This is a genomic window from Ruegeria sp. SATB027 (assembly GCF_059613825.1).
In genome coordinates this window covers 1-14,664 of sequence record NZ_JBXWTH010000039.1, presented here as the reverse complement: position 1 = coordinate 14,664, position 14,664 = coordinate 1, and the positions used below count along the sequence as shown (strand labels likewise).

Genomic DNA, 14,664 nt, shown 5'->3' with positions numbered 1-14,664 from the left:
GGCGTGGCATGATCGTTGGGATGTTCATAAGCGCGGCATAGCTGAGTCACTCAACCTGAACAACTTGGCAATACCCGTCTTCATTGCCGGTGATTACGCATCCGCCGGTCTTGCCATAAAAGATGCTCTGACCCTTGTCGTTCAACATTCCCGACATCCCGTAAAGCCGTTCAATCAGAACTCGGCAGATCGAGCTTTCCTCGCCCAGCCAGATCGGGGTTCCGATCACGATGATATTTGCGTCCTTAACCTTTTGCCAAAGGTCGGGCCACGCGTCTTGGGCCCAGCCGTGTTCGGTCATGTCGGGATAGACACCGGGCGGCACGTTGTGGTCGGCCAGATGCACCTGTTCAACACCAACACCGTTTTTCATCATAATGTCGCCGACGACCGACATCAGGGTGGCCGTATGGGATTTGGAATTTTCGCGTTTCAGCGAGCAATTGAACAAGATCGCCGAAATTTCATCCTGTTGGGTTGCTTTTTGGTCAACCGACTGGCTTTCGGGTTCGACAAGGGTCATGGTCATGCTCCCTATGTGGCAAAGATGTTATCCGGTGGGGTATTCGTCATCCAATTGGCATGCAGCTTTGCTGTTGACGCCGGATCATTCTCGCAGGGCATTTTCGACATGTTTTTCGATCTCATCCACCGGCACATTCGTCAGTGTCTTGGGAATTTCGGCGACGACCTTTTCAGTGACCTCGCTGTGCAATTCCTGACGCAAAACGCCTAGAATCTGCGGCGGGGCCACAAGGGCGATCTCCTGAAATCGACCCGCATGCGCCCGCAAATACAACATCTCGGACAGTTCCGCCGCAAAGCGAATCTTGTTTAACTCGTGCCAGTCTGCCGTCTCCATCGCAGATCGCTGGACTGAAGGGCCGTCATTGAAACGCCCCGGCGCGTCTGTACCCTGTTCCGAGTTGGCAGGGTTGTCCTGTTCCTCTTTGCGCACGACCGAGAAGTTGTAATTTCTCTCATCACCGATGTTTTCGAGGAACAAAGCCTTTTCACCATCGGCGACCAGAATCCATGCGCCTGTTTTAAGAGGTATCATTTGCGTTTCTCCCCGCCCAATTTCTGCTCGCAAGTTTAGCTGTGCCGATATCCGTGAGGCGTTTCTGGAACTTGCTTTGGTGGTGTAAGGTCATACGAGCTTAACGCATTCAGGAAGGTATTTGTTCCATCATCCGCGAGGAATTAGGCCCGACCATTGCCGATCGAGGCGAGTTGTTCACCAAGCTTGTGCAGGTGATCGCACGTCCACGAAACTCACTGCGGGCAGCGCCATATCGGATTTCTGGTGCCCTACCATTTCGATGGAACATTCTGGTCTTGATAAGAGTTGTCGTTTTACACGCCAATCTCGCTCGAACGGGCATCCTCTGGCAATCGATAGGAGAATCCGATGAACAGAATTATTTACATTATTGGTCTGGTTGTTGTTGTTCTTGTGATCTTGTCGCTTCTTGGCCTGCGCTGAGATCCTGGCAGCCGCTGATCTGGAAGACCCCTGACAGTCTTTCGAGCGGTTCGGAACCTGTATCGGACGCGGTCGCTGCCTTGGGACGCAAGGACGGCATCGGCGATAGAAACTTCAATACAATCATCCCTGTCAAAACCAGCGCAACATATCCTTTTTCGCCTTTGGAGGAACTTTTTACCGACTTATCGGTTTTGGTCTACGTAAACTTTAACAACTGAAAGGGTACTCCGATGCTGTATTGGGCACTTATCTTCTTTGTCGTAGCGATTATTGCTGGCGTCTTCGGGTTCGGTGGCATCGCTTCCGCGTCCGCCGGTATCGCGCAGGTACTGTTCTTTATTTTCCTGATCCTGTTTGTGGTTACGCTCGTCGCTCGTGTAGTTCGGAAGTAGTGTGCTGCGCGCTATCGCAATACGCGCTCAACGTTTCATGCGGCTGCTATCTGAAATGCGGGGCTGAAACAGTGCAACGACTTGCCGGTAATCCGTCCAAGTGCGGATGCGACGCATATGAAGCCGCTAGCGAGCAGCGTGAGATCGTGCCCGACGATCTGGTGATAGCGCCTGAGGCCTTTGGGAAACAGGCTGCCTGATGTTTCGATTCATGGCCAATACCTGAGCGCAAAAAGATTCGTCCTGCCGTCCCGGGATCCATCCCCTAATGAAAACCGGGAAGGTAAGCCCCGTCGGATTCCGTCCGGCGGGGCTGCTGTTTCAAGAATTCTTGATTAGTCAGGCCTTGAGAGTTTCCGTCGATGCAAAGAACATCGCCTGACTTACGGCCGAGCGGACCTGATCTTCCGAGTAGGGTTTGGAAATCAGGAAAGCCGGCTCCGGTCCTTCACCCGTCAGCAACCGTTCCGGATAGGCGGTGATGAAAATCACCGGTCGTTCACCTTCATCTGCAAGGATGTGGTTGACGGCGTCGATACCGCTGGAACCATCGGCCAGTTGGATGTCTGACAAGATGAGGTCGGCGTGCTCCTGCTTCGCAAGGGTCCGGGCCCCTGATTCAGTTCGGGCGATACCCGTGATCTGATGCCCCATTTCGGACACGATCGCCTCGAGGTCCAGTGCGATGATTGCCTCATCCTCGATGATCATCACTTTGCCCGCGGTCGAGCGGCTCATTTCCTCATACGCAATGTCGATCAGCTGTTCGGCTTCATGCACATCAATGCCCATGATCGTGCCGATGTCGGCGGTCGGGATTTCCTCGATCGTGCGCAGCAACAGGGCTTCGCGCGTATTTGGGGTCAGTTGCCTGAGATGGGCCTGCGCCTTTTTAGCCAACCCGGACCCTTCGTCGGTGTCAGCGATGGTTGAACCTGAACTGGACCAAATGGCATGAAACACACGAAACAGCGCGACTTTGGCCGATGGCTCGGCAGAATAATCCGCGGTTCCCGCCAGGATCGCTTCGAGGGTGGCCACAGCATACTTGTCGCCGCTTGTCTGACTGCCGGTCAAAGCCCGTGCATACCGCCGCAGGTAGGGCAAATTTGCTCCGATCTGACTGGCAAGCGCTTCTCCGGTTTGAGCCGTCATTTTGCGATGTTCCCTTTTTTGAACTAAATATGGAACTATACGCGCGGTATCGCGTTTGGTTCCATGATACCGTGCAAAAAACTGTTGGGTAGCATGACAAGAGAAGCATCATCGCGAAAACGCAGCAAGCGTATTGATCGCGAAATAGACGAAAATCTGAAGCGAGCCTTCGACGAAATGGCCAACGAGCCGATCCCGGACCGGTTCACTGAGCTGCTGGATCAGCTCAGATCAGGCGCAGCGCATCCTAAAACGGGCTCGGAGCGCGATAGCAATGACTGAGCAGAGCACCGACCCCCGCGAGGAACTTGTTGAACATCTGGGTGCCCTGCGTGCTTTTGCGGTCAGTTTGACACGCAATCAGGCAACCGCCGATGACATCGTGCAGGACACCCTGGTCAAGGCGTGGACCAATATCGACAGTTTTGAGCCCGGATCGAACATGCGGGCGTGGCTGTTCACGATATTGCGTAATACCTACTACTCGCTTCACCGCAAACGTAAGCGCGAGGTCGAGGATGTCGATGGCGCGCACACGGAAAGCCTGGCACAAAAACCGAGCCATGACGGACGGTTGAACATGCGCGATTTCTATGATGCGTTCGATCAGCTCAACGATGAACAGCGCGAAGCACTTGTGCTGGTCGGGGCAGGGGGCTTTTCCTATGAAGAAGCTGCCGAGATGTGCGGTGTGAAGACGGGCACGATCAAAAGCCGCGTTAATCGCGCGCGTGCGAAGCTGGCGGAACTCATGGAATTGGACGACGAAAGCCAGATCGAGATCACGGATGCGGTGACGGCCGGTATCGTGGCACAGCAGGGCGCTGCATGAACCGATTTCGATGGCTTTTGTCTGACAGCCTGATCATCAGGCTGGCCCTGTTAATGACGCTTGCCCTGCTGCCGTTGGGCCTGATCGCGCTTTTTCAAACCAACGCAGTGGTCACCGAAGCCATTCGCTTGTCCCACGCGTCCTTGTTGTCGCGAACACAAAGTGCTGCCGCAAAGGAACGGGAATTGCTGCAGCGCACGGGCGGGGCGGCCCAGGGGTTGGCTGCCGCTGCGTCTTCGATAGTGGAAGATGCTGCCGGCTGCCCGGAAGCGATGGAAGAGTTCGTTCAGAGCAGCCAGGAATACGTTTTCGCCGCCTATATCTCGCTTGCCGGCCGTTTGGAGTGCACGTCGGACCAATCCCAGGGTGACGTGTCCGAGGACTGGCACTTTCTGAAAGTTGCCGAGCTTCAGGATTTGTCATTCGCCCTGGTGGCAAATGGGCAAGGCAACTCGGGGGTCAACCTGATGGCCAGCACACCGGTGCGCAGGGAAGGCGAGGTCATGGGCTATGTTGCCGTTGCAACGCGCCATAATCTGATTGACACGATTTCCGGCCAACGATGGGCAGAAGACGGGATTCAGTTCGCAACCGTGGACAGCCGGGGCGAAATCCTGTCATCAAGCGTAGCAATGGATCAGGCGGCAATGGCGCTTCCGGTCTCGGTTCCACGGCGTGAACTTGTCGGTCTGACGGGCAGTACGTTCTTTGAGGACGCCCGTTCCGGCCACGAACGGTTTTTCGCGGTCAGTGAGATCATCCCCGATCAAGTGGTCGTCGTGGGCAGCTGGCCTTCGGAGGATGCATTTTCGGTCGAAGAGAACACCGCCTCGATCGTGACCCTCGCGTTTCCAGTTTTGATGTGGATTGCGGGTATTGCGGTTGCTGTCCTCGGAATTCAGAGGCTGGTCATCCGACATCTGAACGCATTGCGCAGCGCAATGCGGCGATATGCATTGGGCGAACGTGAGGAGGCGACGCTTGAGCTGGTCCATCCTCCGAAAGAATTCGAAGAAGCGCGGCAATCTTTCAATCGCATGGTCGCCATCCTTAGCGAGGCGGAACGCCGGCGCGAGGTGGATCTGGAGGAGAAGACAATCTTGCTGCGCGAAGTGCACCACAGGGTCAAGAATAACCTGCAATTGATCGCGTCCATCATGAACATGCAGGCGCGCAGCGCGCAAACGCCGGAAGCTCGCAGAATGCTATCGCAACTGCAGCGGCGTGTACGCGGGCTGGCAATGATACATCGAAGCCTGAACACCAACCCGGATATCACGACGGTCGACAGCCGGGACCTGATCGCCAGCCTGATCAACGAGATTGGCTCGATGAGCGCAGGAGAAGGGCAGACCATGCTCATCAAGCAGAACCTTGTAAGTGTCGCGCTCAGTCAAGATCAGGCTGTTACGCTGTCAATGCTGGTTTCCGAAGCAATGACTAACGCGGTGAAGTATATTGGTGTGCCGGAAGGTAGGCGCCCGGAAATTTCTGTTTGTTTGAAAGAGGCGGATAACAATCATCTGATCTTGGAGGTGACCAATACTAAGGGGCAGCCCGTGCTGGCTGAAGATGACGTAAGTGGCAGTGGCATTGGCAATAAGCTGATCAGGGCATTCACCATGCAACTGGATGGGCAGTCCGAGATTTCGGAAACTGAAACACTTTACAAATTTAAGGTAACTTTCCCGATTGAGAGTGGCATAAGCTGAACCAGAGAGCTCGGTCAAATGGCGGGTAAGCGGATGATTCATCCTTCATCTTCGAACAATAGCGATACGCAGGATTTCGAGGTTCTGGTGACAGCGGAACATGCGTGGCCGGTGCTCGAACGCCTTGTTTTAGAGGCGCAGGATGAGGTGATTGCATCGTTCCGCATTTTTGACTTCAGTACACCGCTCATCAGCGCCGACGCGAAAGCAGTCGGGGAAACCTGGTCCAATCTGATCGCGGATGCGGCCCGGCGCGGCGTCACCGTTCGCATCATTGTCAGTGATTTCGATCCCATTCTGGCGGCGGATTTGCATGAGATCGCGATGCGCACGGCGAGTCAGGCCGACGAACTTTCTGAAAGTCTGGGTGACGATCTTGCAGGGAAACTCCATGTGCAAGTTGCGATGCATCCGGCCAAGGTTGGCGCTGTGCCTCAACTGGCCTTCTTTCCTGCTGTTTGGAGCAAACTACAGAAATTGTCGCGAAAGCGTAGGCAAGCCGCTGTCGGCAGCGACGACAGTCCCAAGCCACCGTCGCTTTATCCGGTGTCGCATCACCAGAAACTGGCCGTTGTTGACCGAAACGTGCTCTATATCGGTGGTTTGGACCTGAACACCCGGCGGTATGATACGCCGGATCATGATCTTCCTTCGCATTTGACTTGGGCGGACATCCAAGTGGTGGTTCGCGGACCGGAGGCTGAAGAAGCGGCGACTCACCTGGAGAATTTTCTGCTCGAAATCGACAAGGCGCAGTGTCATACCGAATTTCCCCACATCAGCAGAACCCTGTCTGCGCCGCGTCGATTTGGATTTTGGGCGGTGTCACCGAAAACGCTGATCAAGGAAATAGAAGAGGATCATCTTGCGGCGTTCGAACGGGCGCAACAGCTTATTTACATCGAAAGTCAGTTCCTGCGATCCAGCGTGATAGCGGACGGATTGGCGCGCGCAGCCGAGCGGAACCCGGATCTTACTCTGATCACGGTGCTGCCGGCCTTGCCCGAGGATGTTGCATTCGACGGCAATCGGGGGCTCGACGCGCGCTATGGCATGAGCCTGCAGGCCGAAGCCTTGAAAATGATCACGGCAGCATTCGGCGAGCGGTCTTGTATCGCCAGCCCGGTCAAACAGGTTTTTGCCGCACGCGATGCCCCTTCGGTTCTGCACGGATCACCCGTCATCCATTTGCACAGCAAAGTGCTTATCACGGACCAACGCTTTGCGCTTGTTGGTTCCGCCAATCTGAACGGCAGGTCCATGCGCTGGGATACAGAAGCCGCCCTGCGCATTACCGATCCCGACCGGATTTCGACGCTGTGGAAAACGCTGGCCCGCCATTGGTGGCGGGATCATCTGACCGAAGGGATGCTTGACCCGAAATTGGCCCTACAGACGTGGAAGGAAGAGATCACGCGCAATCGGGTAAGACGGCCGAAGGCGCGACTTGGTTACCTGGTGCCTCATGAAGCCGACAAAATGGAGGAGATCCATCAGCCGGTACCGGGCGCAACCGAAAACATCGTGTAGAAGGCTAGGAAGTCTCTTTTTCTGCCTCAGCCAGAGGATTCGACAACATTCTGCTGCACCACAGCAAGACTGGCAGGGCAACAATCGCACCGATCGGCCCCCACAGCCACAGGCCGAAAATGATGGAAAGAAAAACCACCAACGGGTTCAACTGCAGCTGCCTGCCAACGAAGAGAGGGGTTACAAATTGCCCCTCGGTGACATTCAGCGCCAGAAACGTCAGCGGCGGAAGGATTGCTGCTGCGCCACCTATTTGCATCAAACCCGCGATCGCCAGACCAAATATTATGATCAAGGGGCCAAGATAGGGTATGAAGTTCAGCAGAGCCGCGCCCAGACCCCACAACCAAGCGTTGCTCAGTCCGATCACTGCAAGAGCGGCCGCAGTTGCCACACCCAGTCCTATGTTTACGATCGTTACGGCAGCAAAATAGCGGGCAACCGCGCGTTCGGCCCGGAACAGTCTTTCACACAGTCGGTCTGCACTGGCGTAAAGGTCATTGCGGGTCAGCACAAATAGAAACAATGTACCAACAAAGATCAGCACTTGGCCCCCGAAGTTCGGGGCAAGCCATAACGCATCCATCATTGTGGGCAGTTTCGCAGAGTTGGAATCGTCGTCCGAATTTTCACCACTCACGGTCTGTTCAATTTCTTCTCCGATATTTTCCAAGCCGCGCAGCGTATCGGCTATTCCAGTGATCCAGCCGCGAATTTCGAGCTTCAGCCGAGGCAGCTGATTGGTCAACGTGGAAATCACCGGGTCGATTGAGAAGAGCAATGCCGTCAACAGCAGTGTTGCAGAGGCTAGTAGCGCAAGCGCAACAAGCACTCTTGGGACGCCATACCGGTTGAAAAGATCGGCGACTGGCGACACGACTACTCCAATAACCAGTGCAAAAACCGCGGGCGCCAGGAAGGGTTTGGCAAAGTACAGGGCAGTGCAGGATGCGAGCAAGGTCAGGATCAAAAGCATGACCCGTATGGACTTTGTCGAAAGAAGGGATGTGAGCATTGTGGAATCTCAATAAGAAATGTCTGGAGATCGCCAAGTTATGTCTGTCTGGCGGTGGACCTGGGACCAAACAAGAGCCACAGAATAAATCCGATCAGCGGTAGCAGGATGACAAGCAGCACCCACAGAACTTTCGTTCCCGTCGTTGCTGACGATCCCAAGATTGAAATGATTGCCCAGAGACAAAGAACCAGAAGGATCAGGCTGCCGAGGCCAGCAATTTCGAACATTATGGTCCCTTCCTAAGATATTCCGCCCATGCCGTGTTTCAGTCCAGAAATACCACGAGTCTGAGGGTTTCATTCTTTGAGTTCAAAATAAAATGAAAACCCGGGCAAAATCATCGCCCGGATTTCCGAATGTTCAGTTCAATCAACGCTTTATTGTGCTTCCTGGGCTTCTTCGCTGATCTCATTGCCAGCCGCCGATACATCGCGGCCGAAGCCTTCGACAGTTTCGCATGCGGCCAGGGCCGTGACCACCAAAAGAGTCGCCAAAAGTCTCATTCTTGTCTCCTTACTTCAGTTTCGACGCGATATTGTCAGCGAATGCGGCGACGACAGCCTGATAGAACACATCGCTGTCGACCGTCAGCTCATCAGTGTTGGTCCCCTCCGGATAGAGCGCCCCAAGCTGATCGGTGGTGACCGTCAGCGTGTAGTTTTCGTCCTTGCTGGCGTCGGGCATGTCGATGTCCACATCACCCACCAGTTTCCATTCCCCGATACCAAGCGAAGTTTCGAAATTGTTCGCAAGCGTCACTTCATCGAGGTCGATCTCGATCTCAGCACCTTCAACATCTTCCGGCGCGATCTGAGAAACCAAACGCTCGGCGATTGCGGTCTCGAGATCTGCTTCCAGGTTTTTCCATGCACCAGCGGCTTCATAGGTTTCAATCGCGGACAAATCGGCCGTGACATCAATTTTCGAAACCTGCGTTTCCGCCACCGCAGCGGTAGACATCGCGGCGATCAAGGCAGTGCTTCGGATAAGATGTTTCATCGTAGTCTCCTTTTTTGCATTCCCGTATCGGGTGCATCTGAAGAACTTATTTGTCGTGAGATGGTTCCAAAAATTTTTGTAAATTAGTGCAGCAGGTTTGAAGGGCTGGGACGATTTGCAAGCAAGCGAGCGCGTCAAACATCACCGCGGATTTGGAAAGAGGCACAGTGTATCAAGACGAGACTGCTTCACTGTTCAGCCCGTGCCCGCAAAGAAATGGCCGACAGCGACCGGCGCCATTGGTTTCTGGAAAACATGGTTTTGAGTTTCGTTCGCTATCCATGGCGATCATGGAACTTTTTTGCGCTGCTTGAGTTGAGGAAAAAGACATTGCAACGAAAGGAGACCTCATATGGCCAGAGCCACTACAACTCCCAAGACAGAAGACATTGTCGAACAACTCGAAACTTTACGCGCTGATGTCGCGGAGTTGACGCAGATCGTATCGCAGGTTGCGACGGCGAAAGCGGAAAGTGCCACTTCGTCAGTCAAGAAGCGTGTCGACGAGCAGGTGCATTCGATTTCCGATACCGCATCACAATTCAGCGCGCTGGCGGAAGAGAGCGTGCGGAGGCAACCCGTTGCTGCAACGGCAATCGCTGCGGGCCTCGGATTCGTGATCGGATATTTGGCAAACCGGAAATAACGCTATGTTTTCCCGAATGAAATCCAACGTCCGCCATGCAGCGTGGTTGACAGCATGCTGGGCCATTGCCGCCTTTTCGATGGCAGTCGCATTGGGGTTCGCAACCGCCGCCGGTCTTGCGGCGTTGGCCGAGGCAGGTCTGTCGTTGCCAATCCGCCTGTTCATCATGGGGTGTCTTTGGTTCGGGTTTGCCGGAGTTGCCGCGTTGGTGGCGACCCTGACCAAAGGCCACATCACGCAAGAACAGGCGATGGAAAAACGGCCCTTGCCCCCGTTGGCTGACGCGTTCACGGCCGGGATGGCTGAAGGGGCGGCGATGGCGTCGCGAAACCGATCTGGTTGAGAACCGCGCGGATGTGTGTGTCGGAAAAAGGTACGCTGATTGGATAAATCGACGGCTGGTCAAACGTTCTGTTACCGTTTCCAATCAGTATGGTTGGCACTTTCGACGCGGATAACCTGTGAATCAACTCTTGGACGGCTAGGGCGAAGGAACCGCATCTGATCGCCGCCAGTTGCGGGAGCGGATGGGACAACAGGATGTCCTCAGGTTTGTGAAATGACATCTGCTCGAAACTCGGCAGATAGCTTTGAAAAATCTCGGACAGGTCCTGAAACACGACCATATCGGGTTCGATGATCCAAATGAAGCGATTTTCGGGGTTGATCATGTCAACAGACTCCCTTTCTCGGTTCAGATATAAACGAACCGACGATCGGCCGCTTTAATCTGTGACATAGGGAAAGAGGGATTTTAGGATGTACATGTGCAAAAACTGCCCGCTGCACCGTTTTGACTATTTCGATGAGTTTTCTCAGCAAGATATTGAGCTTACTCAATCTTGCAAGGCGGGGGAAATGCGGATCGAGGCAGGAACCCCTCTGCTTGCCCAAGGTGCAAAATCACCGCAACTGTTTACCGTTCTCTCGGGAATGGGTGTCCGTTACCGGACCTTGGAAGACGGACAACGGCAGGTCGTTAATTTTGTTTTCCCCGGGGATTTTCTGGGTCTTCAGGCTGCCGTGATGGAAGAAATGAAGCACTCGGTCGAGGCGACGACGGATATGCATCTGTGTGTCTTTGACCGGAAAGTGTTGTGGAAGATCTACCGATCCAGCCCCGAACGCGGCTTTGATCTGACGTGGCTGGCGGCTGTCGAAGAACATATGGTCGCCGAAGCGCTGACATCTGTCGGTCAGCAAACCGCTTTGGAGCGGATATCATGGGCGTTGCTGCGCCTTTACAACCGTGCCTGTGCCGTTGGGCTTGCGGATGAGGCAGGCGTAGTGCCTTTGCCGTTCCGCCAACAGGACCTAGCGGATGCGATGGGATTGTCCCTGGTTCACACGAACAAAACACTTGCAAAATTGCGGAGCGACAACATTGCAGATTGGAGCGATGGTCGGTTGCAGTTGATGGATCGGGCAAAGATTGCGGACTTGGCGGGAACCGACGCTGATCTTGAGAAGCGACCGCTTATCTGATTCCGAAGCGTGCGCATGTTTGCACGACTGGCCTAACCCCTTTGGAATAGTGCCGTAAAACGACAACCCTCTGAACAGCCTCAGAAAGTACAGTCTCGCATGACAGCGGAATTCTTCAGTTTTGAACCTTACCACGTCGCTCTGACCGTAACAGGCGCCATCGTGATATTGGCAAGATGGCTTCCGCGGTTCATTTCCACACGCGAACCAGCAGCGGCGCCGCTGTTGATCCTGTTTGGTATGTGCACCTATTGGTTTGTTCCGGGCTTGCCTGCCGTTCCCGACCCCAGGGTTGCACCGCACCCTTGGGAGATTGCGAGCGAATTGACAGTCATTGTTGCCCTGTTCACAGCCGGGCTACGGATCGACAACCTTGGACCAGCGCTGCGCTGGGTGCCGACGATGAGGATGCTGGCGATTGCGATGCCGTTGACGATCTTTGCAGTGGCTGTTCTCGGGGCAGGGGTCGCCGGGATGACCGTGGCTGGGGCTATTCTTCTGGGCGCGGTTCTTGCGCCGACCGATCCGGTGCTAGCCGGGGACGTTCAGGTCGGACCACCGCACGAGGGGGAAGAACACCGGGTGCGGTTCACGCTGACAACCGAAGCTGCATTGAATGACGGGCTTGCTTTCCCGTTTGTCTATCTGGGTTTGCTGGTTGCGTTACATGGGTTGAACCCTTCGGAATGGGCGCTGGAGTGGTTTCTGGTGGATGTGCTTTACCGGATCACGGTCGGTGTCCTGATGGGCGGAGCAGGCGGCTGGGTTCTGGGACAGGTACTGTTCCAGTTTCCGCGCCGATCCGCCCTTGCTGATACGGCCTCGGGGGTTTTGGCTCTTGCGGGTGTTCTGCTGTGCTACGGCTCGACCGAATTGGCCGAGGGATACGGGTTCATCTCGGTCGCGGTGATGGGACTGGCACTGCGGCGTGTCGAAAGCCAACACCAGTTTCACAGGCGGTTGCATGACTTCTGCGAGAATATTGAACACGCGCTGACAGCGCTTTTGCTGGTCGCTCTCGGGTACGCTTTGCCTGTTCTGCTAGCCGATCTGCAATGGGTGCATCTGTTTGTGACCCTGGCACTGGTTGCCGCAATCCGCCCTGTTGCCGGGTGGCTTTCGTTGATCGGAACCCATGTCAGAGGCAGGGACCGTGCCATCGTAGCGATATACGGCGTGCGCGGCATCGGCTCGATCTACTACCTGTGTTACGCTGGTCGGCATGTCGAATTTGCGAATGAAATCCAAATATGGTCACTGGTCGGGCTGGTGATCCTGGTGTCAACGGTGTTGCATGGGTTCACAGTGGCGCGCGCGATGGAAGGCATTCGCAGCAATACGGCTCATTGAGGTTCGGGGACGTTCTGCTGACGCCCTGTCGGCAAAGCGGTGCGGAAAAGCAGGAAGGTTAGAGAATATGGCCCGGATAACGAAACTCCTGCAGGATATGCGCGCAAGCTATTGGTTCGTTCCCGGTCTGATGATGGTGGTGGCCTTCCTCCTGGCGGTTGGAATCGAAGCATTGGACCGCCATTTTTCGAACCTGTACACGCCCATGCTGCGGGATTGGATGACGACGCAATCCGATGCTGTCCGGTCGCTGTTGTCGGTCATTGCGCAATCGGTGATCACCGTAACCGGGGTTCTGTTTTCCATGACCCTTGTCGCGGTCTCTTTTGCCTCTGCCAATTTCGGTCCGCGCTTGATTGGTAATTTCATGCGTGATCGTGGGACCCAAATCAGTCTGGGGGTATTGATTTCCACCTTTGTTTTTGCACTGGCGACGCTGCGATCGGTGCAGGATTTTGGTGCTGACGGGCTGACGTTCGTGCCGCTTCTGTCCCTTGTTCTCGCCTTGGTCATGACGTTCGCATCGGTGATCGTGATGATCTATTTCATTCACCACGTACCCGAGATGATCAATCTTGAGAACCTTTGCCATAAACTCGGCTCCAAACTACGGTCACAGCTCATCGAGTTGTGTCAGGCAAATGGTTCAGCCTCCTTGGGCGAGGAGATTGAGTCTGACTGGATGAAAGAAACAGAAGGTCAGGATCCCAAACCGATATTCCTTAAGACGTCCGGTTACGTCCAAGCCGTAGATTTCAACCAAATCACCAAAACAGCCGCTGAAAACGACCTGAATATCGAAGTTCTCGCTGTGCCGGGTCAATTTGTTCACCCGCAACGCCCAGCCCTGAAAGTCTATTCAGAGGAACCGCTATCTGAGTCGACGGAGGCGCAGCTTCGGGCCTGTTTTGCGACCGGAGCGGGAAAAACCGACACTCAGAACGTCATGTTCGTGGCGCAGCAACTGGTCGAAATCATCGCCCGCGCTTTGTCTCCGAGTGTGAACGACCCCTACACTGCCTGCACGTGTCTGAACTGGCTGCATGCGTCGCTTCAGGAACTCGCGGTGTCAGAAACAGTAGCCATAGCGCGGTGCCCCTCGCATCACGTAAAAATTCCGCCGGTCACGTTCCATCAGCTGCTTCACATCACCCACGTCGACAGTCGCCAATACATCCTGGGCGACAAAATGGTAAAGCGACATGCTGAGGTGTTGTTGCAGGAACTCACGCGACGGCTTCCTCCAGGGCCTCGGCTTGATGCGGTCAAGCATGAACTGGACGCATTGCAGCAAGACCACAAATGACAGATGGCCTCGGTGTCACTCCTCCGGTTCCTGCTGCTCGACAGGCAATGCACCTTTGAATGTCAGGGTGCGATAGGGGAATGGAATTTCGATCTCAGCCTTGTCTAGGGCAGATTTAATCGCGGAAATCACCTGGTCGCGCGATGCACGAATGTCGATCGGTTTTGATCCGGTCCACCATGTGATTTCGAAGTCGACAGACGAAGATCCAAAGGCATGCGCGAACACCTGCACATCGCGAAGGTCGTCGCGCACGCTCTCGACAGCGACCACCGCTTTTTCGATCACCTGACGCGCTTCGTCGACATCCTCGTCATAGGCAATGCCGCAGATAATGCTTGTTCGGCGCAGCTCTTTGTCGGTGCGTACCCTGACCGGGTTCTGAAACAATTCATGGTTGGGCATAACGACCAGCTGCCCATCGGTCTGACGAATTCGGGTATCGCGAATGGTAATTTCTGGCTTTGTTGCAAAGTCTTGAACGCGATGCGTTATTTCAACGACCCGATCGTACTTATGCAGCCAGTTCGGCGAATTGTTTGAAAGGACAGATTCCGGACGTGAGTTAGCCCTTGCGGATCATGTTTGCGACCTCGATTCCAGCAAGGGTTGCTGCAGCTGAAGCAAAGGCCTTGAACCCCAGCATTGGTCGCGTGCGTCTCTTAATGAAACGGTGATCCTGCTCGATCATATTGTTATCTGGCATGAATGAGCTCGACGCTCCGATCAGAGGTTTTGAAGGCTTCGAAG

The 14,664-nt window shown here is 54.8% G+C and carries 19 protein-coding genes; 10 read left to right on the top strand and 9 right to left on the bottom strand.

The annotated features are described in order from the left end of the window. Positions 1–46 precede the first annotated feature (46 nt). On the bottom strand, positions 47–523 hold the full coding sequence (locus AC2FPW_RS10315) for a flavodoxin family protein (RefSeq protein ID WP_496813601.1): 477 nt from the start codon (positions 521–523) through the stop codon (positions 47–49). 84 nt (positions 524–607) lie between these two features. Continuing rightward, complete coding sequence (locus AC2FPW_RS10310) at positions 608–1,060, bottom strand: host attachment family protein (RefSeq protein ID WP_496813600.1); 453 nt, start codon at positions 1,058–1,060, stop codon at positions 608–610. Positions 1,061–1,719: 659 nt separating this feature from the next. Between AC2FPW_RS10310 and AC2FPW_RS10305 the strand changes: the two genes are divergently transcribed. After that, complete coding sequence (locus tag AC2FPW_RS10305) at positions 1,720–1,881, top strand: DUF1328 domain-containing protein (RefSeq protein WP_209599344.1); 162 nt, start codon at positions 1,720–1,722, stop codon at positions 1,879–1,881. 339 nt (positions 1,882–2,220) lie between these two features. Here AC2FPW_RS10305 and AC2FPW_RS10300 read toward each other — a convergent pair whose 3' ends face one another. Further along, entirely contained in the window at positions 2,221–3,036 is an 816-nt protein-coding gene (locus AC2FPW_RS10300; RefSeq protein ID WP_496813599.1) for a response regulator, read from the bottom strand. Between the two features lie 93 nt (positions 3,037–3,129). On the opposite strand from AC2FPW_RS10300, the gene AC2FPW_RS10295 reads away from it, so the two are divergent. The 4 genes from AC2FPW_RS10295 to AC2FPW_RS10280 are packed head-to-tail and all read left to right on the top strand — an operon-like array spanning position 3,130 to position 7,110. After that, on the top strand, positions 3,130–3,318 hold the full coding sequence (locus AC2FPW_RS10295; protein WP_496813598.1) for a NepR family anti-sigma factor: 189 nt from the start codon (positions 3,130–3,132) through the stop codon (positions 3,316–3,318). Continuing rightward, on the top strand, positions 3,311–3,868 hold the full coding sequence (locus tag AC2FPW_RS10290; RefSeq protein WP_496813597.1) for an RNA polymerase sigma factor: 558 nt from the start codon (positions 3,311–3,313) through the stop codon (positions 3,866–3,868). The genes AC2FPW_RS10295 and AC2FPW_RS10290 overlap by 8 nt, the downstream gene beginning before the upstream one ends. Next, the gene (locus AC2FPW_RS10285; protein ID WP_496813595.1) at positions 3,865–5,580 is read left to right on the top strand and encodes a sensor histidine kinase; all 1,716 of its coding nucleotides are present in this window, start codon (positions 3,865–3,867) and stop codon (positions 5,578–5,580) included. Before AC2FPW_RS10290 ends, AC2FPW_RS10285 begins: the two co-directional genes overlap by 4 nt. 33 nt (positions 5,581–5,613) lie before the next feature. Then, a complete protein-coding gene (locus AC2FPW_RS10280) occupies positions 5,614–7,110 on the top strand; it encodes a phospholipase D family protein (protein ID WP_496813593.1) in 1,497 nt (498 codons plus the stop codon). 4 nt (positions 7,111–7,114) lie between these two features. Here the strand turns inward: AC2FPW_RS10280 and AC2FPW_RS10275 are convergent, their stop codons facing one another. From AC2FPW_RS10275 to AC2FPW_RS10260, 4 genes are all read right to left on the bottom strand, one after another. Further along, a complete protein-coding gene (locus AC2FPW_RS10275) occupies positions 7,115–8,125 on the bottom strand; it encodes an AI-2E family transporter (protein ID WP_496813592.1) in 1,011 nt (336 codons plus the stop codon). A gap of 38 nt (positions 8,126–8,163) precedes the next feature. Continuing rightward, positions 8,164–8,355: a PLDc N-terminal domain-containing protein gene (locus tag AC2FPW_RS10270; protein ID WP_496813591.1), complete on the bottom strand. Its 192-nt coding sequence runs from the start codon at positions 8,353–8,355 to the stop codon at positions 8,164–8,166. 150 nt (positions 8,356–8,505) lie between these two features. Next, positions 8,506–8,631, bottom strand: a complete 126-nt coding sequence (locus AC2FPW_RS10265; RefSeq protein WP_496813590.1) for an entericidin A/B family lipoprotein — start codon at positions 8,629–8,631, stop codon at positions 8,506–8,508. Positions 8,632–8,641: 10 nt separating this feature from the next. Next, the gene (locus AC2FPW_RS10260) at positions 8,642–9,127 is read right to left on the bottom strand and encodes a hypothetical protein (RefSeq protein WP_496813589.1); all 486 of its coding nucleotides are present in this window, start codon (positions 9,125–9,127) and stop codon (positions 8,642–8,644) included. 352 nt (positions 9,128–9,479) lie between these two features. On the opposite strand from AC2FPW_RS10260, the gene AC2FPW_RS10255 reads away from it, so the two are divergent. The 5 genes from AC2FPW_RS10255 (at position 9,480) to AC2FPW_RS10235 (ending at position 13,914) form a co-directional block, all read left to right on the top strand. Then, positions 9,480–9,773 carry an ElaB/YgaM/YqjD family protein gene (locus AC2FPW_RS10255; protein ID WP_496813587.1) on the top strand — a complete coding sequence of 98 codons (294 nt, stop codon included), beginning with the start codon at positions 9,480–9,482 and terminating at the stop codon, positions 9,771–9,773. A gap of 16 nt (positions 9,774–9,789) precedes the next feature. After that, positions 9,790–10,116, top strand: coding sequence for a hypothetical protein (locus AC2FPW_RS10250; RefSeq protein WP_496813586.1), 327 nt, complete (start codon positions 9,790–9,792; stop codon positions 10,114–10,116). Between the two features lie 416 nt (positions 10,117–10,532). Further along, positions 10,533–11,258 (top strand): Crp/Fnr family transcriptional regulator, encoded by a 726-nt coding sequence (locus AC2FPW_RS10245; protein ID WP_496813585.1) that lies wholly within the window; start codon positions 10,533–10,535, stop codon positions 11,256–11,258. Between the two features lie 99 nt (positions 11,259–11,357). Continuing rightward, positions 11,358–12,608 carry a cation:proton antiporter gene (locus AC2FPW_RS10240; protein WP_496813584.1) on the top strand — a complete coding sequence of 417 codons (1,251 nt, stop codon included), beginning with the start codon at positions 11,358–11,360 and terminating at the stop codon, positions 12,606–12,608. A 67-nt stretch (positions 12,609–12,675) separates the two neighbouring features. Then, on the top strand, positions 12,676–13,914 hold the full coding sequence (locus AC2FPW_RS10235; RefSeq protein ID WP_496813582.1) for a DUF2254 domain-containing protein: 1,239 nt from the start codon (positions 12,676–12,678) through the stop codon (positions 13,912–13,914). A 15-nt stretch (positions 13,915–13,929) separates the two neighbouring features. On the opposite strand, the gene AC2FPW_RS10230 is transcribed toward AC2FPW_RS10235, so the two are convergent. Together AC2FPW_RS10230 and AC2FPW_RS10225 are read right to left on the bottom strand one after the other, a co-directional pair. Continuing rightward, a complete protein-coding gene (locus tag AC2FPW_RS10230) occupies positions 13,930–14,364 on the bottom strand; it encodes a mechanosensitive ion channel family protein (RefSeq protein ID WP_496813602.1) in 435 nt (144 codons plus the stop codon). A gap of 115 nt (positions 14,365–14,479) precedes the next feature. Beyond that, a partial coding sequence (locus AC2FPW_RS10225; RefSeq protein WP_496813581.1) for a DDE-type integrase/transposase/recombinase occupies positions 14,480–14,664 on the bottom strand: 185 nt, incomplete at its 5' end.

Excerpts from the sequence above, each read along its gene's own strand:
- AC2FPW_RS10255 (WP_496813587.1), top strand. The coding sequence starts at position 9,480 with ATGGCCAGAGCCACTACAACTCCCAAGACAGAAGACATTGTCGAACAA.
- AC2FPW_RS10295 (WP_496813598.1), top strand. The coding sequence starts at position 3,130 with ATGACAAGAGAAGCATCATCGCGAAAACGCAGCAAGCGTATTGATCGC.
- AC2FPW_RS10290 (WP_496813597.1), top strand. The coding sequence starts at position 3,311 with ATGACTGAGCAGAGCACCGACCCCCGCGAGGAACTTGTTGAACATCTG.
- AC2FPW_RS10240 (WP_496813584.1), top strand. The coding sequence starts at position 11,358 with ATGACAGCGGAATTCTTCAGTTTTGAACCTTACCACGTCGCTCTGACC.
- AC2FPW_RS10235 (WP_496813582.1), top strand. The coding sequence starts at position 12,676 with ATGGCCCGGATAACGAAACTCCTGCAGGATATGCGCGCAAGCTATTGG.
- AC2FPW_RS10300 (WP_496813599.1), bottom strand. The coding sequence starts at position 3,036 with ATGACGGCTCAAACCGGAGAAGCGCTTGCCAGTCAGATCGGAGCAAAT.
- AC2FPW_RS10250 (WP_496813586.1), top strand. The coding sequence starts at position 9,790 with ATGAAATCCAACGTCCGCCATGCAGCGTGGTTGACAGCATGCTGGGCC.
- AC2FPW_RS10265 (WP_496813590.1), bottom strand. The coding sequence starts at position 8,631 with ATGAGACTTTTGGCGACTCTTTTGGTGGTCACGGCCCTGGCCGCATGC.
- AC2FPW_RS10260 (WP_496813589.1), bottom strand. The coding sequence starts at position 9,127 with ATGAAACATCTTATCCGAAGCACTGCCTTGATCGCCGCGATGTCTACC.
- AC2FPW_RS10310 (WP_496813600.1), bottom strand. The coding sequence starts at position 1,060 with ATGATACCTCTTAAAACAGGCGCATGGATTCTGGTCGCCGATGGTGAA.
- AC2FPW_RS10280 (WP_496813593.1), top strand. The coding sequence starts at position 5,614 with ATGATTCATCCTTCATCTTCGAACAATAGCGATACGCAGGATTTCGAG.
- AC2FPW_RS10275 (WP_496813592.1), bottom strand. The coding sequence starts at position 8,125 with ATGCTCACATCCCTTCTTTCGACAAAGTCCATACGGGTCATGCTTTTG.
- AC2FPW_RS10305 (WP_209599344.1), top strand. The coding sequence starts at position 1,720 with ATGCTGTATTGGGCACTTATCTTCTTTGTCGTAGCGATTATTGCTGGC.
- AC2FPW_RS10315 (WP_496813601.1), bottom strand. The coding sequence starts at position 523 with ATGACCCTTGTCGAACCCGAAAGCCAGTCGGTTGACCAAAAAGCAACC.
- AC2FPW_RS10270 (WP_496813591.1), bottom strand. The coding sequence starts at position 8,355 with ATGTTCGAAATTGCTGGCCTCGGCAGCCTGATCCTTCTGGTTCTTTGT.
- AC2FPW_RS10245 (WP_496813585.1), top strand. The coding sequence starts at position 10,533 with ATGTACATGTGCAAAAACTGCCCGCTGCACCGTTTTGACTATTTCGAT.
- AC2FPW_RS10285 (WP_496813595.1), top strand. The coding sequence starts at position 3,865 with ATGAACCGATTTCGATGGCTTTTGTCTGACAGCCTGATCATCAGGCTG.